The sequence below is a fragment of the Vibrio sp. HB236076 genome (assembly GCF_040957575.1).
GTDB lineage: Bacteria > Pseudomonadota > Gammaproteobacteria > Enterobacterales > Vibrionaceae > Vibrio.
This window is the reverse complement of record NZ_CP162601.1, coordinates 2,763,568-2,787,611: the sequence shown is the minus strand read 5'-3', so window position 1 is coordinate 2,787,611 and position 24,044 is coordinate 2,763,568. Positions and strand designations below refer to the sequence as shown.

Below are 24,044 nucleotides of genomic sequence, written 5' to 3'. Positions count from 1 at the left end.
TGGTCATCGGTGTGTTGCAAGCCACTTACATCGGGGTGTGTAGCGTGTGCAATTCACACTGCAATTGGTGATAAAAGGCGTCGCCATTGGCAATGGTTTGATAATACTGTTGCAGTTTAAACAAGGGGACGTGCACGTTGTCTAAGCACTGCTTTCGAAAACTGGGCGAGCGCCCCGGGTCGCGGACGGAATCGAGCAAATGGCGGAACATTTGGCGCAAATACAGTTGGTAGAGCAAATCGTTTTCTGTGCTTTGCCCCGGTTCGTAATATTGGGCGAGCAGTAAACCATGATGAAGGTAGCTGTGAATGACATCGGGTTCAAAGCCAGGGGCAACCCAGCCATCGAGAAAACGATCTTGTGATTGAAAATAGGCTTGGTTCAGAAATGAGAGTGTCATGCAAGGCTCCTTATAATCTAAACGATAATTATTATCATTTAATGGTGGCATTTGCAATCACCTTGATGTCTTAGGGCGGTGATGTCGATATGATGGCAGTGACATGCGTGAAAAAGTGGCGGCGTAAAGTGCGTATTCAGGTGGTAAAAAGGGCTTTTCTAGCGACGTGAGTCAATAAAAAAGCCTGAGTGATGGTGGCGCGTTAATAGCAATCTAACTCAATAGCGGCTCACCCTAGCGGGTTAAAAAACTCGATAACATCGTTGTGAAAATAACGGGTAAAACAACGACTCACTGTTTTGTATTGATAAGCAAATAGGTTGCCTGGTTCTCAAGCTTGATTCTGCGCTATCTTTGACCACAGACTTAATAAGATTGGTAAAAAAGCGTGATAGATAGGGCACAGTGAAGGACGCAGGGCCCGTCACTGTGCCTCATCATTAGTGGTCTTGAGCCGCGCCGGCACCTTTCGGGTAGCGAATTGACTCAACCATGTCTTTGACATCGTCGGGGACCTCAGCGGTAAACTTGTTTACCACAATGGCGACCACAAAGTTTAAACACATCCCTAGCGTACCAATGCCTTCTGGGCTGATGCCAAAGAGCCAGTTTTCTGGGACATTGGCGGAAGGGTCGATAAATTTAAAGTAAATGATGTAAGCGGCGGTAAACGCAATCCCAGACAGCATGCCGCATATCGCACCTTCTTTGTTCATTTCCTTGTAGAAAATACCCAAAATAATGGCAGGGAAGAAAGACGAAGCGGCCAAACCAAAGGCAAACGCGACCACCTGAGCGACAAAACCGGGTGGATTAATCCCCAAGTAACCCGCCCCGATAATGGCGACGGCGGCGCCGATACGCGCGGCCAGCAGCTCTTGCTTATCGGTCATATTGGGTTTAAAACCCTTTTTGAGTAAATCATGGGAGATGGAGGTGGAGATCACCAACAACAAACCCGCTGCAGTCGATAAAGCGGCAGCAAGCCCCCCTGCGGCCAATAAGGCAACGACCCAGTTTGGCAATTGCGCTAACTCAGGTGAAGCCAACACAATGATGTCGCGGTTAATGCTCATTTCATTGCGTTCATCACCGGCATAGAACATTTTGCCATCGCCGTTTTTATCTTCCCATTTGACCAGGCCGGTACTTTCCCAGTTGCGATACCAACTTGGCGCTTCGGCGGCGGCGACGCCTTTCATGTCTGGGCCGTTAATGGTGTCTATCATATTCACTCGAGCAAAGGCAGCGACGGCAGGGGCTGTGGTATAAAGGAAGGCGATAAAAATCAGAGCCCAGCCAGCAGAAATACGTGCATCCGACACTTTAGGTACGGTGAAGAAGCGGATGATGACATGAGGTAATCCCGCGGTCCCGACCATTAATGCCGCACAAATAAAGAAGACATCGACCATGCTCTTCGACCCATCGGTGTAGGCGGTAAAGCCGAGCTCCTGGGTTAAGCCATCGAGTTTGGTCAGCAGGTAAGTATCGGTACCTTCAATGGTGGAGCCAAAGCCTAATTGAGGCAGTGGGTTACCTGTCATCATTAAAGAGGTAAAGATCGCTGGTACTAAGAAGGCAAAGATCAAAACGCAATATTGAGCCACTTGGGTATAAGTGATGCCTTTCATCCCCCCCATGACCGCGTAAAAAAAGACGATGCCCATGCCGATGACAATACCGATGTTGATGTCGACCTCTAAGAAGCGGGCAAACACTACCCCGACTCCGCGCATTTGGCCGGCGACATAAGTAAACGAGACGAAAATGGCACAAAAGACGGCAACCATACGAGCGGTTTTCGAGTAATAGCGATCGCCAATAAAATCGGGCACGGTAAATTTGCCAAATTTTCTTAGGTAAGGCGCCAGACACAAGGCCAATAACACGTAACCTCCGGTCCAACCCATCAGGTAAACCGCGCCGTCGTAGCCGACAAAAGAAATAATTCCCGCCATTGAAATAAACGAGGCCGCCGACATCCAGTCTGCCGCGGTGGCCATGCCATTGGCGACCGGGTGTACTCCGCCGCCAGCGACATAAAACTCACTGGTTGAACTGGCGCGAGACCAAATGGCTATGCCGATATACACCGCAAAGGTGATGCCGACTAAAATAAAAGTCCAAGTTTGAATATCCATCATAAGGCTCCTTAGTCTTCATTGACTTGGTATTTTTTATCGAGTGCGTTCATTTTGACCACATAGATAAAAATCAAAGCGACAAAGGTGTAGATCGAACCTTGTTGGGCGAACCAAAAGCCCAGTTTAAATCCGCCAAATTGAATGTTATTAAGGACATCAACAAACAGAATGCCCGCGCCATAAGACACGGCAAACCAAACGGCCAATAAGGTGCCCATGATGCTTAAGTTTTCTTTCCAGTAGGTTTGAGCTTGCTCAGAAGATTCAAAAGCCATCGCCTGTCTCCTTTAAATGTTAATGAAATGTTGCATTAATAAGGTAGCAGGAGATCGCCAAGGAGGGTGTTGTACTTTAGTCGGGGAGAACAAAATAAAAAGCACCTGATTATCAGGTGCTTAATAAAATTAGCTGGTTTTATGACTTAGTATAAGGCCGCGTATTAGCCAAAAGTCGTAGTGCTGCCGCTCGCAATAAAGAAATCTTTGATCCCTTGCAGCAAATTACTGATGGCAATCGCCGCTAAGATCAAGCCCATGACACGGCTGATAATTGCGGCCCCTGCTTGGCCAATCAGTTTATTGATGCCATTGGCTCCGAGCAGCAACAACCAGGTGATCAAGAGTACCAAGAGTAAAATGCCCGCAGTGACGGCTTGATCGTACAAAGAGTAGCGGTGGTTATCGGTGAGCATCACAATTGCCATCATGGCCCCCGGAGAGGCAATCGATGGCATCGCGAGTGGGTACACCGCCATGTTAGACAGTTCGTGTTTACTTGCACTTTGTGACAGTCTTTGCTCTTGGCCTGGCTTCCCTTCGCCAAAGATCATCGTGAGGGCAAAAATCAACAAGACTAACCCGCCCGCCGCCTGAAACGCCGGTAGAGGAATCTGCATGGCTTCCAGAAGCACTTGCCCTGCCACCAGGAAGAAAGACAAAATTCCGGTCGCAATGATCACCGCTTTGGCCGCAACGACTTTACGCTGTTTGGGTGTTAGGTGTTGAGTTTGAGATAGATAGACTGGAACAGAACCGATGGGATCAACCACAGCCCATAACACGACAAATTGCGTCACAATAATATCAAGCAATGACGTAACTCTCCTTAGTTAAGTAAATAATGGAAACTCATTTTAGTATAACGTATGTGCGAGCTAATCAGGTGACATTAGTGTAAAAAATTATATTAATCTTATTGATTAAGAATATTGGTCGAACTGTGATCCAGATTTACTTTTTAAGTCGATATTAGTATTACAAAACTTCCGTTTTATTGTACGCAATCAGGGCTTGGGTACGGTTATTGACCCCTAACTTGCGAAAAATGGCGGTCATATGCGCTTTCACGGTGGCTTCAGAGACATTGAGCTCGTAGGCAATTTGTTTATTGAGCAAACCCTCTGACAACATGTGAAGGACTTTGGCTTGCTGCGGCGTGAGGGTCGCGAGCTTGTCGTTGATTGGGTCGGGGTGAAAGTTCTCGTCGATCAGCGTTGCTGGGAAATACGGGTCACCGGATAAAATGGTCTGCAGCGCTTGAATTAAGTGACGCATATCCGTGGATTTTGGGATAAAACCAAAAGCGCCATGGTGTTTTGCTTGGGTAACGACGTGGGCATCTTCACTGGCCGAAACGATCACAATCGGCAATTCGGGGTAACTTTGTCGCAACTGAATCAATCCAGACATGCCCTCAGTACCCGGCATTTTAAGATCCAATAACAGCAGATCGATGTCGTCATTGGTCGCTAACAAGGAGCACAACTCGTCTAATGTTGATGCCTCGATGAGCTTTGCACCGCTGATCGCCATGTGAACCGACTGAAAAAGTGCATTGCGAAATAAAGGGTGATCATCCGCGATCGCAATAGTGTATTGAGTATCCATAACGCCCCCTAAACGGTGAAAAGTCAGTATGGAGCGGATGGCATAATCTCACAACGATGCGGAGTCTAAATTCTGATGTAGCTCCTGTTTCACCGTCAAAAGTGTGAGGTGGGACACGAGAGGGTCGAGTGAGTCAGATCTGGTGTCGGCTTTGCTTCATTAGGTGGGGCAGTAAAGTGTTTACTTTCCCACCTAGGTGATGCCATTTATAGCGAATTTTTCTCTAAGTGATTGATAAAATCTTCTGCAGACAAAAAACCGCTGACTCTCGCTGCTGAATTTAACTCGCCACTACTGGCCCAAAAGTCCAAGGTCGGTAACCCCAGCACATCCAGTCGCTTGAGGACGGCCTGATCCTCTGCGTTGTTGGCGGTGACATCAATTTGCAACAAGCGGTAATGGGCCAGAGCGGCTTTTACCTTGGGGTCTGTAAAGGTCTTGTGTTCGAACTCTTTACACGCGACACACCAGTCGGCATAGAAATCAATCATCACGGGTTGCTGTTGTTGCTTGGCGCTGAGCAATTGCGTCTCTAACTCAGCGAGATCGCTCACCTGGGTAAATGACAAAGCCTGGGCAGGCGAAACCGGTGCAGGGGCTAACCAAACGCGGTAAAGTGAGTACGCACTAAACTGTATGCCTAAGATGGCGATGAGGGCGGCAGCGCTGCGTAGCCGGCTGGGCGAAAAATGGCTTTGCCTGTGCCAAACCCAAGTCGCCGTACACAGGCCAAGTACGGCCCACAAACTGGTGGCAATCGCACTTGGCACCAATCGCTCGAGTAAAAAGAGGGGAGCGGCGAGCAATAAAAAGCCAAACAAAATCTTGATGTCGTTCATCCATGCCCCAGTTTTTGGCAGCAGTTTTTGCCCAAACATGGCGGCTAAGATCAGTGGAATCCCCATCCCCATGGCCAACGCATAGAGAGTGAGTGCGCCAACCCACAGGTTGCCAGTTTGTGCCACGTACAGCAAAGCCCCTGATAACGGAGCCGTTGTACAGGGTGAGCAGACCAAGCCTGAGATCATCCCCATGACAAACACACCGCCCAAACGGCCGCCTTGCGCTTGATTGCTCCATTGATTAACGCGCGTTTGCAATCGGCTAGGCAGCTGTAAGGTGTAAAGGCCAAACATAGAGGCAGCGAGGGCGATAAACAGCAAACTCAAACCAATTAAAACCGGCGGTTGTTGCAATGCGGCTTGAAATGGCAATCCCAGTGAAGCAACCACAAGCCCAAGGCCAGTATAAGTGATGGCCATCCCTTGTACATAGGTCAACGCCAAGACAAAGGTACGCAAATTCGACAGTTTACCTTGCCCCAATACTAAACTGGTGACGATCGGATACATAGGCAGTACACAGGGGGTGAGTGCCAACCCAATGCCAAATAGCACAAACAGCAGTGGCGTCCACCAGTGTTGACCCACCTGTGTTTGAGGCGTGTCACTGGCTGGTGCCGCTGAGTAATCTTGCAGCTCAACCGAGTGAGATGAAAGCGTCGATGAGGTGGCGGGCGCAGTCGCCTGCTTAGGGCTTACCGGCGTATCGAACGCGGCGACATCGACCGTTTTGGTCGTTGGTGGGTAGCAAAAGCCCGCGTCGGCGCACCCTTGGTAAGTGACTTGAATCTGAGTGGGTTGCTCTTGCGGCGGCAGTGATACCGACGTGGATAGGCTTTGGCGATAAATGTCGACGTGGCCAAAAAAGTCATCGAAATGAGACTCGGCATCGGGCAAAGTGAGGCTGACAGGCCCGGTTGGGGTGATGACTTGGATACTTTTTTTATACAAGTAGTAGCCGCGCTCTATTTGCCAATCAAGAGAGAGAAATTGGTCTTGCGAAAACGCACTGAAGGCGAAAACTTGGTCAACTGGGCCAAAGCGCTGGTTTTGGTTTTGTTGAGTAAGCAACGTGCTTTTTTGTAAGTCTAACGCCTGACTCAAGGGCGAAAAACTGATGGCCAGTAGCCAAAATAAATGCAACAAATATCTCATGATAGCCTTTCATTTTGTATCGATACTGTTCAGTATACCGGATAACATCGCCACGAGGCGGTAGAAATTAACGCGCTTACCATACCACCTGAGTGAGGCGAAACATAAGGGGACGACTTCGCTTATCGGCGAGTCGAATTGTAAGGAGAACTTTCACATCGAGTCTGGTATTGCGCTCACCAAGCATGGCGGTGTTAGGTTTTGCCTGTGTTCTCGCCAACTTCTGTTAACATAGCAAGACGTGGCGGTGTGATTGAGTGCGAATAACAGCAGTAGGCGCTGGCCAGTCTGGCACTTCATTACCGCATACAAAAGCACGGTATCGATAAGCCTAATGTCACCAGGGGCATCGGACTTGGTAAACACTCGGTGTGTTATCTAGACGCAAAGTGCGGTGACACTAAAATGTGACAACAAAACCAATAGGAGAGAGCAATGCCGTTTCTATTTTTGTTAATCGTGTGTGTGCCCATTATTGAAATCACCTTGATCATTCAATTGGGATCTTGGTTGGGAATCGGTTGGACGTTAGCGTTAATCATTTTTACTGCGGTCGTGGGAGCTGCATTGGTCAAGCAGCAAGGGGTGGCTGTGATCGCTCGTGCTCAACACCAGTGGCAACAAGGGCAAGTACCGGCGAAGACTATGGTGGAAGGATTGGCGCTCGCCTTAGCCGGATTGATGTTGTTAACGCCGGGCTTTATGACCGATGCGATTGGTTTGGCGTTATTGTTTCCGCCGTGGCGACAAAAAATCGCGCAAACTTTGATGGAGCGTATCGTGGTTCGCTCTGCCCATCAAGGCGACGGTTTTTCTCGTCACTCGTCGCAGGGCAATACGTACGATGGCGAGTATCAGCGCACAGCCGAGTCATCTTCCGACGAGACGTCCTCTGAGCAAAAAAAATTGCCCTAGCATCGGCTAGGGCGAGTCGACTTTGAGTGAATATCGCTTTATACCGCGCCGTGAAAGCCCATTTGTCGCCACGCTTCATAAGCGATGATGGCCACGGAGTTGGAGAGGTTAAGGCTTCTGGCATCGGGCTGCATGGGAATGCGAAGGCGTTGGTCGAGCGGTAGACCTTCGATGATCTCTATTGGCAGGCCGCGCGTTTCAGGGCCAAACAACAACACATCCCCTTGTTGGAATTGACTATCGACATGGTGGTGTGTGGTTTTCGTGGTGCAGGCGAACAAGCGATATTGATTGGGTCTTTTTTGCTCTAAATGATCGATAAACGCCTGATAGTTTTTGTGGCGTGTCACGCGGGTTAAATCGTGATAGTCCAGACCCGCGCGGCGCAGTTTCTTCTCTTCAAAGTCAAAACCTAGCGGCTCAATGAGGTGCAAGTGGGCACCACAGTTAGCGCAAAGACGGATAATATTACCGGTATTAGGGGCAATTTCGGGTTCGTATAGGGCGATATCAAACATGGTGGTCTAAACCGTGCTGAGAAAACAATGCGCACAGTATAGGGAGATTGCCGAATGAGGCCAAGAAAAAAGGCAGGGGATCCCCTGCCTTGATGTTTCTGCTCAATGTGCCTGGTCTTACGTTAAGTAACAGGCACATCAATCACATGGACTTATTTAGCCAATGCGTCTTTGTAGAAACCGTTTACTGCTGTCCAATCAACCACGTTCCACCAAGCATCAATGTACTCAGGGCGACGGTTTTGGTAGCTGATGTAGTAAGCGTGTTCCCAAACGTCAAGCGCTAGGATCGGTTGACCTTGATCCGCTGCAACGTCCATAAGTGGGTTGTCTTGGTTACCTGTTGAGGTGATTTTTAGTTTGCCGTCTTGAACGATCAACCAAGCGAAGCCAGAACCAAAGGTCGTGATGGCTGCTTGAGCAAACGCTTCTTTAAAGCTTTCAAAGTCACCGAACGTGCTCTTGATTGCATCAGCGAGTTCGCCAACGGGTTCGCCGCCACCGTTAGGTGACATGCAGTTCCAGTATAGGATGTGGTTGTAGAAACCGCCACCGTTGTTACGTACTGCAGGGCCGTGTGAAGACACAGAAGCGAAAATCTCTTCAAGAGACTGAGATTCTAGATCCGTACCAGCGATCGCCGCAGTGAACTTATCGAAATACGTTTTGTGGTGTTTGCTGTAGTGAACTTCCATCGTTTTTGCATCGATGTAAGGAGATAGAGAGTCGTAAGCGTAAGGAAGTTCAGGGAAAGTATGTGACATTATCAGTCCTCCGTGGTTGATTTAAACAATTTAATATGAAATACAACCTATTATCAACATTAAATCCAATGTGGTTATTTGGTCACTAATGGCAAGGTAAAACTTACCGTCAAACCACCTAGTGCACCTAGGTTAGCATGAATAGTACCGTTGTGCTTAAGAATTGCACTTTCCGTGATCGCCAACCCTAGCCCGGTACCGCCGGAATGTCGGTCTCGGGCCGTCGAGACGCGATAAAAAGGACGGAAGATGGCCTCGAGCTCTTCTTCTGGCACGCCGTCCCCATCGTCACTGACGGTGACCGTTAACGTGTCTTTTTCAATCAAAAACTCGATTTGCACGCGCTGATTGCCGTAATAAATCGCGTTGCGCACCAAGTTATCCATCACACTCATGAGCAAGGAACGAGTTCCTTGAATTTGGCGATCGGGAATCGCGGGATAGTTAAGCACCATGGCCATTTGTTGGGCTTCGAATTTAGCATCACTGAGAATATCACCCCACAGGGCGTGTAACTCGAGTTGTTCTCGGTCGGTGTGGGTATCGACTTGGGTGCGTGAAAGTTTCAATAATTCAGCAATCATGGCTTCTAAACGCTGCGCTTCGGTCTCGATTCGTTCGAGTTCGGCCGAGGTTCCTTGCTTGCGAATCGCCAGTGCGTTGGCCATTTGTAAGCGCGTTAACGGTGAGCGAAGCTCGTGTGAGATGTTAGACAAGAGTCGTTGTTGCCCGCTGATCATTTGGTTGACCGCCGCCACCATTTGATTGAAGCTTTTACCGGCTTGGCGAAACTCAGACGGCCCTTTTTCGAGTTCGGGATCGCTGACAAACTCACCGCGTGATACGCGCTGCGCTGCAAGCTCTAGGCGTCGGGCGGGTTGACTTAATGCCCAAGCGAGCCACAAGAGGAAAGGGGTGCTCACCACCATGATCGCCAATAACAACTGATAGGGGCGATTGAGTACTTGTAGGATAAACGGTAAGCCCTTTTGATTCAGCGCGGTTGAATACAGGTAATAGGTTTGCTCGCCAAGCGTGACCGGCAATGGCCCCGTGACGCGATAGCGGCCGATCAAGCGCTGTTGCGGGCGGCTTTGATCGTCGAGTCCGTTGATCATAGTGCGCAAAGCTTGGGCGCGATACTGATTTTTTTCCGTTAATCTCGCCGTAAGCATATGGCCACTGTTGTCGGTGAGGAAAAAGTTAACCCTTTTCTCCGGCGCTAACGGTGGCTCGGGGGGCTGAGGTCGATTGCGGTCCTCGTTGCGCTCCGGGCGAGGTGGCGCCGGCGGAAAATCGCGTTCTAAAACAAAAAGCACACGACCAATACTCTGGCTCTTTTGGTAGACCGACTCAATGTGCTGTTTGACTTGCTCAAGCCGGTGTTGCTCGTGCTGGCTAATGTCACGACCATTTCTCGGGTCGAGATGAGGCAATAAGATTGCCGCCATCACCACTAACAGCAGGGTAAACCAGAAAATGGCGAAGATGCGGCCATATAAGCTGGTGATTTTCGGTATTCTCATCATGGATTCTTATTCTTTATTCAACAAACAAATAACCTCGGCCGCGCAAGGTTTTAATTCTCGGTTTACCGTCTTTGCGCTCAGGGAGCTTTTTGCGCAAATTAGATACGTGCATGTCAATAGCGCGATCGAAGGCCGCCAAGCGTTTGCCAAGTACATCAACACTGAGCGCTTCTTTGGTGACTGTGGCGCCGGCGTGTTCAAGCAAATAGCGCAACAGGGCAAACTCTGTTGAGGTGAGATCGATCAGTTGAGTCGAGCAATACGCTTCTTGTTTGCCGGGGTATAAGGTGATGTCCATGAATTGAATGTCATCAGAGCTCTTATTGGCACTCGCGGTTTGTGTACGACGTAGTATGGCTCGGATGCGGGCAAGGAGCTCGCGATCGTTAAAGGGCTTGGGCAAGTAATCGTCGGCGCCGAGCTCTAATCCGAGTACGCGATCAATATCTTCGCCTTTCGCGGTGAGCATCAACACCGGCGTCTGCCAGTGTTGTCGCAATTGCTTTAAGGTGTCCATGCCATTGAGTTTTGGCATCATCACATCGAGCAGGATCAAATCAACGCTGCTGTCGACCAAAGCGAGGCCTTGCTCACCATTGTTGGCCTCAATGACAGTAAACCCTTCTAGCGTCAGGATTTCGGTCAAAAGGGCGGTTAATTCAATGTCGTCATCAATTAACAAGATCTTATTCATAGTCTTTGTTTGCGTTCCATGGTTTATCATTGAAAATCATCAATAGGCGCTATTGTAATGTCAATTCGGTTAACTTGGCGTCAAGTTTACGGTCCATTTACGTTATTTTACGCCTCGTGTACGTTGCTTTACTACTGAGGTCGTATTCTGTATCCATCGCATCACGAAGGTGCTTAACCACTCAATAGAGTATGGAGTATAGAATGAACAAGACAAAAAAATTGTGCCTACTCGGGGCAATGTTACCGGTAGTATTGACGACTTCAGTTTTTGCTCACCAAGCCAATTCGAAAGATGAGAAAAAAATGATGCCACGTCATGAACAGTGCAAAAAAGGCGGTGACGAGCGAGGAATCTTTAAGCGCCTTGATTTGACTGAGCACCAAAAAGCGCAATTGGTGAAACTGCGTCAACAAGAAAAAGACGCGCAAAAAGCGCAACGCGAAGAAATGAAGAAGCAGCATAACGAGATTGTTATGGCAGAGCGCTTTGATAAATCTGCAGCGGAAGAGTTTGCGAAACAGCAAGCTGAGCAACGTATTAATCGCCAAGTACAACGCTTACAACACGAATTTAACGTCATGCATATTCTGAACAAAGACCAACAAGTGTTGTTTATGGATATGAAACACAAGCAAGATGAGCATTGTAAGCCTGGTATGAAGCAAGGTAAAAAACCGGGTATGCACAAAGAGCATCGCGGCCATCAAGATCGCCACCACGAGCACAAGCCTGGCGCACCGGAGCAAGCCCCTCAAGGTGATGTTCCACCGCCACCACCGGTTGATGCAGAGTAAGACCAATAGTGCGATAAAATAATCCATATATCGACAACGACCAGAGGCTCCGGCCTCTGGTTTTTTATTTGGTCGCTGTTGGGCGGTCAGGTATACTTGGCCGTCTCTATACCAATACATCAATGTACGTCTTCTTATGATTGATACTCAATACCACAAATTGGTTCGCCGTGCTGCTTGGGCCGCAAGTGGTGTCGCCCTTTTCTTACTTTGCGCTAAATTAGTGGTTTGGTGGCAGACGCAATCCGTCAGTTTGCTGGCTTCTCTGGTCGATTCGCTGTTGGATATGACCGCTTCACTCATCAATCTTTGGGTGGTTCGCTATTCTACGCAACCGGCGGATCACGAGCATCGTTTTGGTCACGGCAAGGCCGAGTCGCTCGCCGCTCTAGCTCAGGCGATGTTTATCAGTGGTTCCGCGGTCTTTTTGATTTTAAGTGGTGTCGAACGCTGGTTCCGGCCTCAGCAATTGCACTCCCCAGAGTACGGTATTTGGGTGAGCGTGTTGGCGATCGTTATTACTTTTGTGTTGGTCATGTACCAGCGCCATGTGATTAAAGTGACCAACAGTCAAGCGATTGCCGCCGACTCGTTGCACTACAAAGCCGACTTGATCATGAACGCGGCGATCGTGGTGGCGATGACGCTCAGTTTTTATGGCATCACGCAAGCCGATGCGTTGTTTGCCTTAGTGATTGGTGTGTACATTTTGGTCACTTCGGTTCGCATTGCGCATCATGCCGTGCAAACCCTACTGGATCGCTCTTTACCCCAAGATGAAATTGAACAGATTCGCTCGGCGGCGTTATCGGTGCCTGAAGTGATGGGCATTCACCAAGTACGTACCCGTTTGTCTGGGCCAACGCGCTTTATTCAACTGCACATTGAGTTAAAAGATACCTTGCCCTTGGTCGAGGCTCACAGCATCGGTGACGTGGTAGAAGAGAGAGTGGCGGCGCTGTTTGACGATACCGATGTGTTGATTCACCTTGATCCCTACACTGTGGTCCTGAGTCAAGAGCAGCACGAGATCGAACAAGGTTGGTAGGTAACGCGCTGGTCAAGCCGCGTGTTGGACTCAATCACACCGGCGTTACTGGGTTGGCGATTTTATTTCTCGAATCCGCGACAGAGGTGAGGGAATGGAATGATCATCTTATCTTCTGATATGTATCAATAAACTGTCACATTGAACTTGGCATAATTCACGGCAAGAAAAAAGTCACACTTTTTTATCAGTTTTCATTGGTATTCATGGCGTCAACAGGTAACATTAGGGGCCTAAATAGGCGTTTTTTTGTCGCTTAATATTTATTTCATATTAAGTTATTTCCCAAATCGAGGGTGAGCATGATTAAAAAGATTGGTGTGTTAACCAGTGGTGGCGATGCCCCTGGTATGAACGCTGCAATCCGTGGCGTAGTCCGTACTGCACTATCGGAAGGATACGAAGTTTACGGCGTATATGACGGTTACTACGGCTTATACAAAGATTGTATTAAAAAACTGGACCGTTCTAGTGTTTCTGATGTGATCAACCGTGGTGGTACTTTCTTGGGCTCGGCGCGTTTCCCTGAATTTAAAGAAGTAGCTGTTCGTGAAAAGGCGATTGAAAACCTCAAAAAGCACGGCATTGATGCATTGGTCGTGATCGGTGGTGACGGCTCTTACATGGGCGCGAAAAAATTGACCGAGATGGGCTATCCGTGTATTGGCTTACCTGGCACGATCGATAACGATATCGCCGGTACTGACTACACCATTGGCTACCTGACGGCTTTAAACACGGTAGTGGATGCGATTGACCGTTTGCGCGATACGTCTTCATCGCATCAGCGTATTTCTATCGTTGAAATCATGGGCCGCCACTGTGGTGATTTGACCTTGATGGCTTCGATTGCTGGTGGCTGTGAGTATGTGATCACACCAGAAACGGGTCTCAATAAAGAGCAGCTGATCAAAAACATCCAAGACGGTATCAGCAAGGGTAAAAAGCACGCCATCATCGGCTTGACCGAGCTTATGATGGACGCCAATCAACTGGCTAAAGATATTGAAGCCGCGACGGGTCGTGAGACGCGCGCTACGGTGTTAGGCCATATTCAACGCGGTGGTAAACCGACGGCGTTTGACCGAGTCTTGGCCTCTCGCATGGGCAACTATGCGGTTCATCTACTCAAAGAAGGTTATGGCGGTCGTTGTGTCGGCATTGTCAAAGAGCAGCTTGTTCATCACGACATTATCGATGCCATTGAAAACATGCGTCGCCCTGTGCGCAATGATCTGTACAAAGTGGCCGACGAGTTGTTTTAATCTGACAACGTGGTCTAACCCATGCTAAGAGCTGCCGAGTGCAGCTCTTTTTTTGCTTGTTTTCTACTCTCTTCGTGCTGGTTTAACGGCTCGTGTGGTCAAGCGCGTATTTTCGATCGCGCAACGCCGATAAGTAAGCGGCGATACCGGCCAAGATATTACCGATGGCTATCCCGGCAAAAATCCCCCAAGCACCGGCGATATAACTCCCGCACCAAGCGCTTGGTAACACGAAGGCAAACAATCGCGTTACGCTCCATGCAAAGGCGTTGATCGATTTGTGCTGAGCGTTCAAGCTGCTGATCAGCATCATCAATACCCCTTGAAATCCATAGGCAATCGGCACGGTAATCAAGTAAAGCCACACCAATTGTCTCACACTGTCTTCCTGAGCAAATAAATGGGCGATGGGCATGCTCAAAGGCACCATCATCACAAACAGCAAGGTTTGAAAGATCACTGAAAAGCGCATGCTTAAAAACAGGCCAGCAAAACTGCGCTTTACTTGGTTGGCGCCAAAATTTTGTGCCATAAAAGGGGTGAGTACGGAAGTCAGCGACATCAAGACGATCAGCAGTAAAGACTCTACTCGTTGCGCGGCGCCGTACGCTGCCACTGCCGCTGTCCCGTGTGTTGACAGCATTTTCATAATGATGCCACTGGCGAGTGGCGTCATGGCATTCGACAACGCCGCTGGGGTGCCGACGGTTAATATGTGTCGCCAGTCATCAAATAAATGACTCAACTGAGGCGTTTTGATGAGCTTTTTTTTCTGTAATACAAACAAGATGCCCAGCATCACACCAAACCAACTGAGGGCACTGGCGATCGCGGCGCCTTGGATACCAAGTTCCGGAAAAGGGCCATAGCCAAAGATCAATAAAGGGTCGAGCACACCATTTGCCAGGCCAGAGAGCATCATGAGTTTGGCGGGGGTTTTGGTGTCGCCAGTGGCGCGTATGGCGCTGCCACCGGCCATTGGGATCACCAGCAAAGGCACCGTGACATACCAGATGGTCATGTATTGCTCAATTAATGGCAGCAGTTCCTCGCTCGCTCCAAGGGCCTGAAACAGCGGTCTGATCGACAATAAGCCAAGGGTTGAGGCTAAGGCAACCAGCAATATGGCGAGCAGCAAACCGTGGGTGGATAAGCGCGCCGCATCGAGCGGTTTGTGTTGTCCCAAAGAGCGGCCAATGTGAGTCGATAATCCGACGCCCATGCCCATGGTGATGCAGTTAATGGCGAAAGTGACGGGAAAAGTAAAACTGATGGCGGCCAGCGCGTGAGTACCGAGCAGTGAGACAAAAAAGGTATCAATAAAGTTAAACAGCAAAATCGTGATCATACCCATGGTCATAGGGAGCGTCATTTTTCGCAGCGTCTCGCCAATTGGGGCACTCAATAAACCGTGTTTGTCGACCATCTGTGACCTTTAGCTAAAAATCAATCAGGATAGCGCAAAAGAACAGCAAACACACCTAGGATCCATGACGACAATAAAAAATAGCAAAAAAGGGAAATTTTTTTGGTTTGCCCCTTGGGTTTGTTCAAACTGACCCCAACATATTTTCCAGTAGCCCAATAAGGGCATTTATCAATCAACATGGAAAATCAGGAGAGACGACCGATGAACATTCGTCCATTACATGACAGAGTAATCGTTGAACGCCAAGAAGTTGAGTCAAAGTCTGCTGGTGGTATCGTACTCACAGGCTCTGCCGCTGAAAAGTCAACGCGCGGCGTAGTTCTTGCTGCAGGTAAAGGCCGTATTCTAGAAAATGGTTCTGTACAGCCTTTGGACGTTAAAGTTGGTGATACCGTTATTTTCTCAGAAGGCTACGGCACAAAAACTGAGAAAGTAGATGGAAAAGAAGTTTTGATTTTGTCAGAAAACGACATTCTGGCAATTGTTGAGTAACCGTCGAAAGCGTTCGGTTCTGATTCAAAAACGAAAGATTAAAAACGAATTTAGAAAGGAAAATTAAGATGGCTGCAAAAGACGTAAAATTTGGTAATGACGCTCGCGTACAAATGCTTGAAGGTGTCAACATTCTTGCTAACGCCGTAAAAGTAACACTAGGCCCGAAAGGTCGTAACGTGGTACTAGACAAATCATTCGGTTCACCAACCATCACAAAAGATGGTGTGTCTGTGGCGCGTGAAATTGAGTTGGAAGACAAGTTCCAAAACATGGGCGCACAAATGGTGAAAGAAGTGGCCTCACAAGCGAACGACGCGGCAGGTGACGGTACTACTACGGCAACCGTATTGGCGCAAGCGATTGTTAACGAAGGCCTTAAAGCAGTTGCGGCGGGTATGAACCCAATGGACCTTAAGCGCGGTATCGACAAAGCCGTTATCGCGGCAGTTGAAGAGTTGAAAGCCCTGTCTGTACCTTGTTCAGACACCAAAGCCATTGCGCAAGTGGGCACCATTTCAGCAAACTCAGACACCAGCGTGGGTAACATCATTGCTGAAGCGATGGAAAAAGTGGGCCGCGACGGTGTGATCACCGTTGAAGAAGGTCAAGCACTGCAAGACGAGCTTGATGTGGTTGAAGGTATGCAGTTTGACCGCGGTTACCTCTCTCCGTACTTCATCAACAACCAAGAATCGGGTGCGGTTGAGCTTGAAAACCCATTCATCCTATTGATTGACAAAAAAGTCTCGAACATTCGCGAACTGCTTCCAACCCTAGAAGCGGTAGCTAAAGCGTCTCGTCCGCTATTGATCATTGCCGAAGATGTGGAAGGTGAAGCACTAGCGACCTTGGTTGTGAACAACATGCGTGGCATCGTGAAAGTGGCAGCTGTGAAAGCGCCTGGCTTTGGCGATCGTCGTAAGGCGATGCTACAAGACATCGCGATCTTAACTGGCGGTACGGTAATTTCTGAAGAGATCGGTCTAGAGCTTGAAAAAGTGACGCTTGAAGACCTAGGTCAAGCAAAACGCGTTGCTATCACAAAAGAAAACACCACCATCATCGATGGCACTGGCGAAGAAGCGGCGATCTCTGGTCGCGTTGCTCAAATCCGTCAACAAATCGAAGAAGCAACGTCTGATTACGACAAAGAAAAACTTCAAGAGCGCGTAGCGAAATTGGCGGGCGGTGTCGCTGTCATTAAAGTTGGCGCTGCGACTGAAGTTGAAATGAAAGAGAAGAAAGACCGCGTTGAAGACGCACTCCACGCGACCCGCGCTGCCGTTGAAGAAGGCGTTGTTGCTGGTGGTGGTGTGGCGCTTATCCGCGCAGCGTCTAAAGTAACAAACCTAGTGGGTGACAACGAAGACCAAAACGTGGGTATCCGCGTTGCACTTCGCGCGATGGAAGCGCCGATTCGTCAAATCACCGCGAACGCAGGTGATGAAGAATCAGTGGTTGCCAACAACGTGAAAGCAGGCGAAGGTAGCTACGGTTACAACGCGGCGACCGGTGAATACGGCGATATGCTTGAAATGGGTATCCTAGATCCAACCAAAGTGACCCGTTCAGCGCTTCAATTCGCTGCGTCTGTTGCTGGTCTTATGATCACCACTGAAGCGATGGTGAGTGAGCTTCCACAAAAAGATGCGCCTGCAATGCCTGATATGGGCGGCATGGGCGGTATGGGTGGCATGGGCGGTATGATGTAAAAATCATTCTCCTTTTGAGCTAACCCTCAAACCTGAAAAAGGCGACTGTTTCGACAGTCGCCTTTTTTATTTTTATAATGAAAGCTAAGTATTATTCTATCCGTGATTTTGGTAATGCCGCTATCGCGCTTTTTACGAATGAGCTTAACTGACTATTGTATTCGAGCCGAGTGGTTTGTTGTGTTTTTTACTTTAGCGTCAATAGTGCTTATTGACGATATCAGCGGATAGTTGGTTGAGGCGTTCAATAATGTTATTCATACCGTAGCGATGAATTTCTGGCGTTAATCCGGAGACACTGATGGCGTATTGCACGGTATTGGCGGTCAGTAATGGTACTGCAACGCAGGTAATACCAGACTCATTTCCTTCGCCATCCACGGCCCAGCCTTGTTGTTTGATACGGCGATTCTCTTGAAAGAAGTCGTCGATGTTGTCGACTTTTCCGTCGCTAAAATGACAAAAACGGTCGGGGTTATCGGCATAAAGTGCCCAGTATTCTTGCCATTGGCTTTCGTCAAGATGGGCGAGAATGATCTTGCCACAGGCCGCTTGGTGAAGCGGAGACACTAAGCCAGGCCTGGCATTGGTATGAAAAACAGCGTGTTTAGGCTCTTCTTTCTTTAGCAAAATAACCGTGTGTAAATCTCGTCGTTGCAGGTTGACGTTAAAGCCCATTTCATCGGCAAGCGCTTGTAATATCGGCGTGACTTCTGTAGCGAGTGGGTCGTGTTGCACCACGCCATAGCCCAATGACAAGAGTTTGGCCGAGATACAATAGTGCCCTGAAGATAATTGGCGTAAGTAACCACAATCGATCAGTGTTTTACAAATTCGATGTGCTGTGGCTTTCGGGTAGCCAAGGGACTTAGAAAGAGAGTCGAGAGAGACGCCTTCTTTGCTCATTGCGATGAGCTCAAGGACATCAAACGTTTTTTTGACCGCTTGCATACACTGTTTATCGCCTGTGATGAGAGTTAAAATAGTAAGGTAATCAGAGGTTACCTTACTGTGTTGCTATTTTGTTGATGGAAGAAGTGAGAGCTTACCTTGCCAACAAAGCCGTTTTTATTTTGATGACTACTTTACGGACTTTTGCTGCTGAATGCACATTTAAGTTGGGCATATGTAGGGTATTCGGGGGTAAGATGTAAAATTCTCCCGGGCGCATGATCAAATCGTTGAGTGGCACCTCACCTTGGTTAATAAAACAAATATCGCGCTCCGCGTTATAGTCGTAACGCTCGAGCAACTCGACTTTTTGCTGATCAGAAAGAATGGCCCAACTACATCGTTCTTCACCACTTAGAATGAATTGTACGTCGGTATATAGCTGGTGAAATTCGGGGCCAAAGGTAGATTCGGCGCAGGTCTGATAATCCATGACGACAAAGTAGGCATCGCTGAGAGGTAAGTCATCAATGGTGTATTGGTCTGCAGGTATAGAAGCAAGGTCGCGAGCAGTGACCGACTCAAGAATATTTAAGATAAATGGCGACACATGTGCGAGGTTATCTGAGTTGTTAAACTGATTAACGATCATGGTAATTCCTTTTGGGGTTGAGAGTAATAGCGATGCCAATACTTAAGTCTGTGGTTGTAATGATAGCTGTGCGATGTAATCGATATCGACATCAATCGCATAGACAGAGGTTGATGCGGTGATGAACAAACGCGTTTGAGTGTGATCAAAGGTACAGTTCGACACCACTTCCGGTACCGGAATTTTACCAATTAACCTTTGCTGTTCTGGGCTGTAAATCAAAATTCCTTCAGATGAACTGCAATAGAGTTGGCCATGACGGTCGACGGTCATGCCGTCTGGAATACCTTTATCGACAGTAAATAGCGTCTTGCCCTGCTCGAGCTGGTAGTGATTCACTCGGTAGGCACGCACTTCCTTTCTGCCGCATTCGGGAAATTCCACAATCGACATGTCGGCCACATAGAGCGTTGACTCATCCGGTGAAAAGGCCAACCCGTTTGGGCGTTGTACATCAGTTGTGGCTAAGTGAAGCTGACCGGTTTTAGGATCAAAGCAATAGACCCAGCAACCAATAATTTGACTTTCTGATTTGTAGCCCTCCTCGTCGTTGATGATCCCATAGGGAGGGTCAGTAAACCACAAGGTGCCATCAGAATGACGTTCGACAACATCATTTGGTGAGTTGAGGCGCTTTCCTTCAAACTTTTCAACCAGTACAGCCGCTTGATCAAGTTGACTTGCACGGCGTAGTGATAAGCAACGGCGACCGTGTTCACAAGAGACAAGATCACCATTTTGAAGAGCGACATTGCCATTGCTGTAGTTGGATTGCGCGGTAATTAATACCGTTTCTTGGCTGTGAGTATCATAGCGGTAGAGGCAGGATTTTTTGACATCGGAAAAGACCAACTGTTGAGAGTGCGCTAACCAAGCCGCACCCTCACACCAACTATGCCCACCGCTTATCTTGATCAAATCAGATTGTAATGCACGAGCAAAAGACATAGCACTTCCTTATTGTGGTTGTTGGCCATTCCACATGGCTTGATAGTAATCGCGATAGCCGTTGTCTGGGTCATAGGCATTGTTATCGCCACCGTCTTGGTGAATATTATCCGCTGTGACAAGGTGAACAGGAGTGACATAGCCACTGATGGGTTGGTCGTTAAATAAGCGGTTAAACTCATCGATAATTTGCCAGCCATGTAAGTTTAGTGGCTCAGCAACCGTTGCTGATTGATGGTTGCCATTGCGAATGCGCTCAAAGGCGGATTGGCTGCCATCGCCGGCCGAGATATTGTAGGGCGGTTGGTCATCTTGTCGGCCTAATGAGCGTAATGCCGGCGACATATAATCGAAGTACAGATCGTTAATGGCCAAGGTGTAGGTGTATTTCTCTTGGTATTTTTGCACCAGTGAGTAAGTCAACTGAGGGATACGGGCCGAGGTGTTGGCCAGTGGTGTATCTTCGTAACTCAATACCGAACACCCCGCACATTGCTCGATGTATTTCTTCATTACATCGGCCTTGTGTACCGCGATACTGTAGAGCCCGTCGGTGAGGATCACCACGTTTGCTTTGCCTTCTGAGTGAGCGATGGCATACATAGCCGAGACTTTCGCGACGTCATCAGCGGAGCTGGTGATATTATCAGCAATATAATAATCCGGCAGTGGGCCTGGGTCGGGCGTGGCGTGCCAGCTGATCAATTTGATACCGAGCTCATTGGCTTTACGCAAGCTATGCACCATGGTATTGGGGGTAAATCCGCCGATCACGATGCCATCAGGTTGTAGGGCAATGGCTTGTTTCAAAGCGGAGGATTGGGAAGGAACACTGCCTGCACCATCGAGTATCCGAGTTTTCCATCCGATGGATTTTGCTGCCTCTTGGTAGCCATTGGCCACGCCTAATACCCCGCTGTTTTTAAGATCAGAGGCGACAAAAATAATGGTTTTGTCGCTCGCGGCTTTAGGCCCGGCAGGGAGAGAAAAAGTCTGCTGTGAGCTTGAAGAAGCCTCAGCAACAATTTTCTTCGCCATGTTTAAATAGTCGGCGCTATCATCAGCCCAGCCATATGTGGTTAGCGATAGACTGATACCGAGTGTCAGATCTTTTATTGTTGTTTTCATTAGTTCACCTTCACGTTATTTTTTGTTGCGGTTTGTTTGCGCTTTTGACTGAAGCCGGCGAGGGTAATGGCAATCAGTAAAATGGCGCCGTTAAAAAGGGGTTCAACAAAGAAAGGAGTGCCGAGTTGCTGTAAGCCAGAAATACCGACACTGACTAACGCGACTCCAATTAATGTGCCCCAAACGTTGACGCGACCAGCTCGAAAAGTGGTAGACCCTAAAAAAGCACCGACCAGCGCGGGGAGCATATAATCTTGTCCGACAGAAGAAGAACCAATACCGATATGAGATGCGAGTAACACACTGGCAAAGGCAATTAACCCATCAGAGACGATGTAAGAGCCGATATAACACGCTTTAGTGTTGATTCCATTGAGCGTTGCTGTGGTGGGATTAGCCCCGACGGCGTAAAGTTTGCGACCAAGCGAGGTGTACTCACTGATGATCCATAGCAGTAAAGTTATGGCCATTAAGTAAAATACGACGATGGGCAGACTCATTATTTCCGCACCGCTGAATAAATAAAAGCTCTCCGGTAAGGCGCCGACAATTTGTCGACCATCGGTATGCCAAAGAGAAATGGCATAAATTACGGTCCCAGTACCAAGTGTGGCCACAAAGGAATCAATATCAGCTAGAGCGACCAAGGCCCCATTAATGGCACCATAGAGGCAACCGCACAACACAACGGTTAATGCTGCCATTTCCCATGAAAACCCATAGCGCTGTTGTAACGTGATGACAAAAACATGCCAAAAGGTCACTCCAAAGCCGACGTTTAAATTCATTTTTCCGGTGATCATGGTGACCATAGCAGCCAGGGCGAGAATCGCTACCACGCTTTTCTCACTCAGAATGGCTTGTAAAGTCAACATCGAGAAGAAAGTGTCGGTGGTGAGACCAAAGAGGACGATCAAAGCCAAAGTTAGGATGAGTAATCCGTAGCGCATCGCCACTTGAGTAATAAAATTGCCCATCCCCATAGAGAAGTGCAATTCGGTTTCGAGAGCGGTAGATTTGATATTAGACGATGCCATGGGGAACTCCTTCTGTTTTAGAACCTGAGGCGTATTTCAATAGGTTGGCAACCGAGACGTCTTGATGGGTTAGCTCTTTGACCATTTGACCACGGTTAAAAACTAAGGCTCGATTAGCAATATTCACAACTTCTTCAAAGTCACTGGAAATTACAATGACAGAGAGGCCGTTTAAGATGGCCTGTTGCATGATGCGATAAATTTCTGCTCGGGCACCGATATCGACTCCTGCAGTTGGGTTATCGAGAATTAATATTGGTTTGTTTAAGTTAAACCAGCGGGCAAGAATCACTTTTTGCTGATTGCCTCCGCTCATCGAGCTGATCGGCATGTCGGGGTCTTTTGGGCGAATATCATAGTGCTCTATCGCCTGATACATTGTTTCTCTCTCTTGATGGTGGTCGAGTTTACTCAGCTCGTGGCGAGACAAATTGGTAGGGTTTAAGTTGAGGTTCTCGGTAGCGCTCATCGCAGGACAAAGGCTCTCCTTGACTCGATCGGCAGCGACCATCGCAATGCCACTTCTGATGCTTGAGGCCGGCGTAGAAAGATTGGCTTTTTTTCCAGTGACATAAACGTCGCCGCTGTGGTGGTGAATACGGCCAAACAAAGCTTGACCAATGGCTTCTTGACCGGCATTGCGCAGGCCAACTAAAGCGACTAACTCTCCACGGCGTAAGGTCATTGAAAAAGGCGGTAGATTACCGATCTGCAGAGAGCGAACGTCAAGCTGAATGGGTTGCTCTGGATTGAGTGGAGTGCGCACATCCATTTGTTTTTTGCTGCCGACGATTAACGTCACAAGATCATCGAGTGTGTAATCTTTGACCTCTCCAGAGCCGACCAGTTGCCCATCTCTGAGCACGACCACATCGTCACATATCTCATGGATTTCATCGAGACGATGCGAAACATAGATAAGGCCAACGCCTTGAGCTTTTAGGTGATGCAGCACTTGAAACATTTTCTCTACATCACTGGCGACAAGTGTTGCTGTCGGTTCATCCAATACCAAAACTTCGGCGTTCGCATCCAAGGCGCGAGCAATCGCCAACAGAGATTTTTCAGCCGCAGATAAGTTGAAAATACGTTCATTGGGTTTGACTTCGAGTCCGACTAAGTCGAGTACGGATTGCGCTTTTTGCTCGGCTTTTTTCCAATCAATAATGCCAAAGCGTTTGGGGTAACCGAGGGTGAGGCCAATATTTTCTGCAACCGTCATCCATTCTATCAATCCCAAATCTTGGTGGATAAAGGCAATAGGAGTATGTCCGCTGCGGTTTAAGTCGGGCGCATTGTTGATTTCTCGACCTTTAAAGGTCAGTGTCCCCGAGGTTTTTTTATGGATACCTGCCAACGTTTTTATCAAAGTGGATTTGCCCGCACCGTTCTCTCCTAACAAAGCCACGCAACGCCCTTTATGAAGGTGAAAAGAAGCTCGGTCTAAGGCCACAAAATTGAAAAAACGCGTGGTGAGATCTTCTATCGATAGCAAGCTGTTTTCTGCGCTATTAATCCATTCCATCGTGTCCTCGTTGTGTATGCGTTATTGGGGAAATAGAAAAAGACTATTCATTATCAAATTCCATAATGTGGAATTATTTATTGTTTAATTCCATATAATAGTAAGAGCAATGTGGAGATTAAAAAGTGACCAAGATCGTATTTTCTATAAAATTGTTAATTATTGTTAATAAGATGTAACAATGCTAAGTCGGTAGTCATATTGGATAAGTGAGAAATAGAAGGAGAAAGAGAAAGGTGAATAAGGTGGATGAAAGAGTGTTAGGCA

General features: G+C 48.1%; 23 protein-coding genes. 6 read left to right on the top strand and 17 right to left on the bottom strand.

Going from position 1 to position 24,044, the window contains the following annotated elements; translation table 11 throughout:
• Positions 1–25: 25 nt before the first annotated feature.
• The 6 genes from AB0763_RS12275 to AB0763_RS12250 form a co-directional block, all read right to left on the bottom strand.
• Complete coding sequence (locus tag AB0763_RS12275; protein ID WP_306102057.1) at positions 26–400, bottom strand: hypothetical protein; 375 nt, start codon at positions 398–400, stop codon at positions 26–28.
• 440 nt (positions 401–840) lie between these two features.
• Positions 841–2,544 (bottom strand): sodium:solute symporter family protein, encoded by a 1,704-nt coding sequence (locus AB0763_RS12270; RefSeq protein ID WP_306102091.1) that lies wholly within the window; start codon positions 2,542–2,544, stop codon positions 841–843.
• Between the two features lie 11 nt (positions 2,545–2,555).
• Positions 2,556–2,822 (bottom strand): DUF4212 domain-containing protein, encoded by a 267-nt coding sequence (locus AB0763_RS12265; RefSeq protein ID WP_306102056.1) that lies wholly within the window; start codon positions 2,820–2,822, stop codon positions 2,556–2,558.
• 164 nt (positions 2,823–2,986) lie between these two features.
• Positions 2,987–3,637 (bottom strand): MarC family protein, encoded by a 651-nt coding sequence (locus AB0763_RS12260; protein WP_306102055.1) that lies wholly within the window; start codon positions 3,635–3,637, stop codon positions 2,987–2,989.
• Between the two features lie 163 nt (positions 3,638–3,800).
• Positions 3,801–4,433: a response regulator transcription factor gene (locus AB0763_RS12255; RefSeq protein WP_306102054.1), complete on the bottom strand. Its 633-nt coding sequence runs from the start codon at positions 4,431–4,433 to the stop codon at positions 3,801–3,803.
• Between the two features lie 206 nt (positions 4,434–4,639).
• Positions 4,640–6,430 carry a protein-disulfide reductase DsbD gene (locus AB0763_RS12250; protein WP_306102053.1) on the bottom strand — a complete coding sequence of 597 codons (1,791 nt, stop codon included), beginning with the start codon at positions 6,428–6,430 and terminating at the stop codon, positions 4,640–4,642.
• 435 nt (positions 6,431–6,865) lie between these two features.
• On the opposite strand from AB0763_RS12250, the gene AB0763_RS12245 reads away from it, so the two are divergent.
• Positions 6,866–7,345 (top strand): FxsA family protein, encoded by a 480-nt coding sequence (locus AB0763_RS12245; RefSeq protein ID WP_306102052.1) that lies wholly within the window; start codon positions 6,866–6,868, stop codon positions 7,343–7,345.
• A 38-nt stretch (positions 7,346–7,383) separates the two neighbouring features.
• Here the strand turns inward: AB0763_RS12245 and trmL are convergent, their stop codons facing one another.
• The 4 genes from trmL to AB0763_RS12225 all read right to left on the bottom strand — a co-directional run bounded on the left by trmL (position 7,384) and on the right by AB0763_RS12225 (position 10,850).
• On the bottom strand, positions 7,384–7,863 hold the full coding sequence (gene trmL, locus AB0763_RS12240; protein ID WP_306102051.1) for a tRNA (uridine(34)/cytosine(34)/5-carboxymethylaminomethyluridine(34)-2'-O)-methyltransferase TrmL: 480 nt from the start codon (positions 7,861–7,863) through the stop codon (positions 7,384–7,386).
• A gap of 152 nt (positions 7,864–8,015) precedes the next feature.
• Positions 8,016–8,627, bottom strand: a complete 612-nt coding sequence (locus AB0763_RS12235; RefSeq protein WP_306102050.1) for a superoxide dismutase — start codon at positions 8,625–8,627, stop codon at positions 8,016–8,018.
• A 74-nt stretch (positions 8,628–8,701) separates the two neighbouring features.
• Positions 8,702–10,153: an envelope stress sensor histidine kinase CpxA gene (gene cpxA, locus AB0763_RS12230; protein ID WP_306102090.1), complete on the bottom strand. Its 1,452-nt coding sequence runs from the start codon at positions 10,151–10,153 to the stop codon at positions 8,702–8,704.
• A gap of 16 nt (positions 10,154–10,169) precedes the next feature.
• Entirely contained in the window at positions 10,170–10,850 is a 681-nt protein-coding gene (locus tag AB0763_RS12225) for a response regulator (RefSeq protein ID WP_306102049.1), read from the bottom strand.
• A 203-nt stretch (positions 10,851–11,053) separates the two neighbouring features.
• Between AB0763_RS12225 and AB0763_RS12220 the strand changes: the two genes are divergently transcribed.
• From AB0763_RS12220 to pfkA, 3 genes are all read left to right on the top strand, one after another.
• Entirely contained in the window at positions 11,054–11,647 is a 594-nt protein-coding gene (locus AB0763_RS12220) for a Spy/CpxP family protein refolding chaperone (RefSeq protein ID WP_306102048.1), read from the top strand.
• Between the two features lie 139 nt (positions 11,648–11,786).
• On the top strand, positions 11,787–12,695 hold the full coding sequence (fieF, locus tag AB0763_RS12215) for a CDF family cation-efflux transporter FieF (protein ID WP_306102089.1): 909 nt from the start codon (positions 11,787–11,789) through the stop codon (positions 12,693–12,695).
• Positions 12,696–12,997: 302 nt separating this feature from the next.
• Entirely contained in the window at positions 12,998–13,960 is a 963-nt protein-coding gene (pfkA, locus tag AB0763_RS12210; RefSeq protein ID WP_306102047.1) for a 6-phosphofructokinase, read from the top strand.
• Positions 13,961–14,042: 82 nt separating this feature from the next.
• On the opposite strand, the gene AB0763_RS12205 is transcribed toward pfkA, so the two are convergent.
• Complete coding sequence (locus tag AB0763_RS12205) at positions 14,043–15,386, bottom strand: MATE family efflux transporter (RefSeq protein ID WP_306102046.1); 1,344 nt, start codon at positions 15,384–15,386, stop codon at positions 14,043–14,045.
• A 204-nt stretch (positions 15,387–15,590) separates the two neighbouring features.
• Between AB0763_RS12205 and AB0763_RS12200 the strand changes: the two genes are divergently transcribed.
• Positions 15,591–15,881 (top strand): co-chaperone GroES, encoded by a 291-nt coding sequence (locus tag AB0763_RS12200; protein WP_306102045.1) that lies wholly within the window; start codon positions 15,591–15,593, stop codon positions 15,879–15,881.
• A gap of 68 nt (positions 15,882–15,949) precedes the next feature.
• On the top strand, positions 15,950–17,596 hold the full coding sequence (gene groL / locus AB0763_RS12195) for a chaperonin GroEL (RefSeq protein ID WP_306102044.1): 1,647 nt from the start codon (positions 15,950–15,952) through the stop codon (positions 17,594–17,596).
• A 198-nt stretch (positions 17,597–17,794) separates the two neighbouring features.
• Here groL and AB0763_RS12190 read toward each other — a convergent pair whose 3' ends face one another.
• The 6 genes from AB0763_RS12190 to AB0763_RS12165 all read right to left on the bottom strand — a co-directional run bounded on the left by AB0763_RS12190 (position 17,795) and on the right by AB0763_RS12165 (position 23,777).
• Positions 17,795–18,547, bottom strand: coding sequence for an IclR family transcriptional regulator (locus tag AB0763_RS12190; protein ID WP_306102043.1), 753 nt, complete (start codon positions 18,545–18,547; stop codon positions 17,795–17,797).
• Between the two features lie 94 nt (positions 18,548–18,641).
• Positions 18,642–19,139, bottom strand: a complete 498-nt coding sequence (locus AB0763_RS12185) for a YhcH/YjgK/YiaL family protein (RefSeq protein ID WP_306102042.1) — start codon at positions 19,137–19,139, stop codon at positions 18,642–18,644.
• 42 nt (positions 19,140–19,181) lie between these two features.
• The gene (locus AB0763_RS12180) at positions 19,182–20,087 is read right to left on the bottom strand and encodes an SMP-30/gluconolactonase/LRE family protein (RefSeq protein WP_306102041.1); all 906 of its coding nucleotides are present in this window, start codon (positions 20,085–20,087) and stop codon (positions 19,182–19,184) included.
• 9 nt (positions 20,088–20,096) lie between these two features.
• A complete protein-coding gene (locus AB0763_RS12175) occupies positions 20,097–21,215 on the bottom strand; it encodes a substrate-binding domain-containing protein (RefSeq protein WP_306102040.1) in 1,119 nt (372 codons plus the stop codon).
• Complete coding sequence (locus tag AB0763_RS12170) at positions 21,215–22,252, bottom strand: ABC transporter permease (protein ID WP_306102039.1); 1,038 nt, start codon at positions 22,250–22,252, stop codon at positions 21,215–21,217. Before AB0763_RS12170 ends, AB0763_RS12175 begins: the two co-directional genes overlap by 1 nt.
• Positions 22,239–23,777 carry a sugar ABC transporter ATP-binding protein gene (locus AB0763_RS12165; RefSeq protein ID WP_306102038.1) on the bottom strand — a complete coding sequence of 513 codons (1,539 nt, stop codon included), beginning with the start codon at positions 23,775–23,777 and terminating at the stop codon, positions 22,239–22,241. The genes AB0763_RS12170 and AB0763_RS12165 overlap by 14 nt, the downstream gene beginning before the upstream one ends.
• Positions 23,778–24,044 lie beyond the last annotated feature (267 nt).

Bases quoted from the DNA above. Each gene is read 5' to 3' on its own strand.
- AB0763_RS12245 (WP_306102052.1), top strand. From the start codon at position 6,866: ATGCCGTTTCTATTTTTGTTAATCGTGTGTGTGCCCATTATTGAAATC.
- AB0763_RS12235 (WP_306102050.1), bottom strand. From the start codon at position 8,627: ATGTCACATACTTTCCCTGAACTTCCTTACGCTTACGACTCTCTATCT.
- AB0763_RS12250 (WP_306102053.1), bottom strand. From the start codon at position 6,430: ATGAGATATTTGTTGCATTTATTTTGGCTACTGGCCATCAGTTTTTCG.
- AB0763_RS12220 (WP_306102048.1), top strand. From the start codon at position 11,054: ATGAACAAGACAAAAAAATTGTGCCTACTCGGGGCAATGTTACCGGTA.
- AB0763_RS12190 (WP_306102043.1), bottom strand. From the start codon at position 18,547: ATGCAAGCGGTCAAAAAAACGTTTGATGTCCTTGAGCTCATCGCAATG.
- AB0763_RS12255 (WP_306102054.1), bottom strand. From the start codon at position 4,433: ATGGATACTCAATACACTATTGCGATCGCGGATGATCACCCTTTATTT.
- AB0763_RS12185 (WP_306102042.1), bottom strand. From the start codon at position 19,139: ATGATCGTTAATCAGTTTAACAACTCAGATAACCTCGCACATGTGTCG.
- AB0763_RS12275 (WP_306102057.1), bottom strand. From the start codon at position 400: ATGACACTCTCATTTCTGAACCAAGCCTATTTTCAATCACAAGATCGT.
- AB0763_RS12270 (WP_306102091.1), bottom strand. From the start codon at position 2,544: ATGGATATTCAAACTTGGACTTTTATTTTAGTCGGCATCACCTTTGCG.
- cpxA (WP_306102090.1), bottom strand. From the start codon at position 10,153: ATGAGAATACCGAAAATCACCAGCTTATATGGCCGCATCTTCGCCATT.
- AB0763_RS12170 (WP_306102039.1), bottom strand. From the start codon at position 22,252: ATGGCATCGTCTAATATCAAATCTACCGCTCTCGAAACCGAATTGCAC.
- pfkA (WP_306102047.1), top strand. From the start codon at position 12,998: ATGATTAAAAAGATTGGTGTGTTAACCAGTGGTGGCGATGCCCCTGGT.
- AB0763_RS12175 (WP_306102040.1), bottom strand. From the start codon at position 21,215: ATGAAAACAACAATAAAAGATCTGACACTCGGTATCAGTCTATCGCTA.
- AB0763_RS12180 (WP_306102041.1), bottom strand. From the start codon at position 20,087: ATGTCTTTTGCTCGTGCATTACAATCTGATTTGATCAAGATAAGCGGT.
- AB0763_RS12200 (WP_306102045.1), top strand. From the start codon at position 15,591: ATGAACATTCGTCCATTACATGACAGAGTAATCGTTGAACGCCAAGAA.
- trmL (WP_306102051.1), bottom strand. From the start codon at position 7,863: ATGTTTGATATCGCCCTATACGAACCCGAAATTGCCCCTAATACCGGT.
- groL (WP_306102044.1), top strand. From the start codon at position 15,950: ATGGCTGCAAAAGACGTAAAATTTGGTAATGACGCTCGCGTACAAATG.
- AB0763_RS12165 (WP_306102038.1), bottom strand. From the start codon at position 23,777: ATGGAATGGATTAATAGCGCAGAAAACAGCTTGCTATCGATAGAAGAT.
- AB0763_RS12225 (WP_306102049.1), bottom strand. From the start codon at position 10,850: ATGAATAAGATCTTGTTAATTGATGACGACATTGAATTAACCGCCCTT.
- AB0763_RS12205 (WP_306102046.1), bottom strand. From the start codon at position 15,386: ATGGTCGACAAACACGGTTTATTGAGTGCCCCAATTGGCGAGACGCTG.
- AB0763_RS12265 (WP_306102056.1), bottom strand. From the start codon at position 2,822: ATGGCTTTTGAATCTTCTGAGCAAGCTCAAACCTACTGGAAAGAAAAC.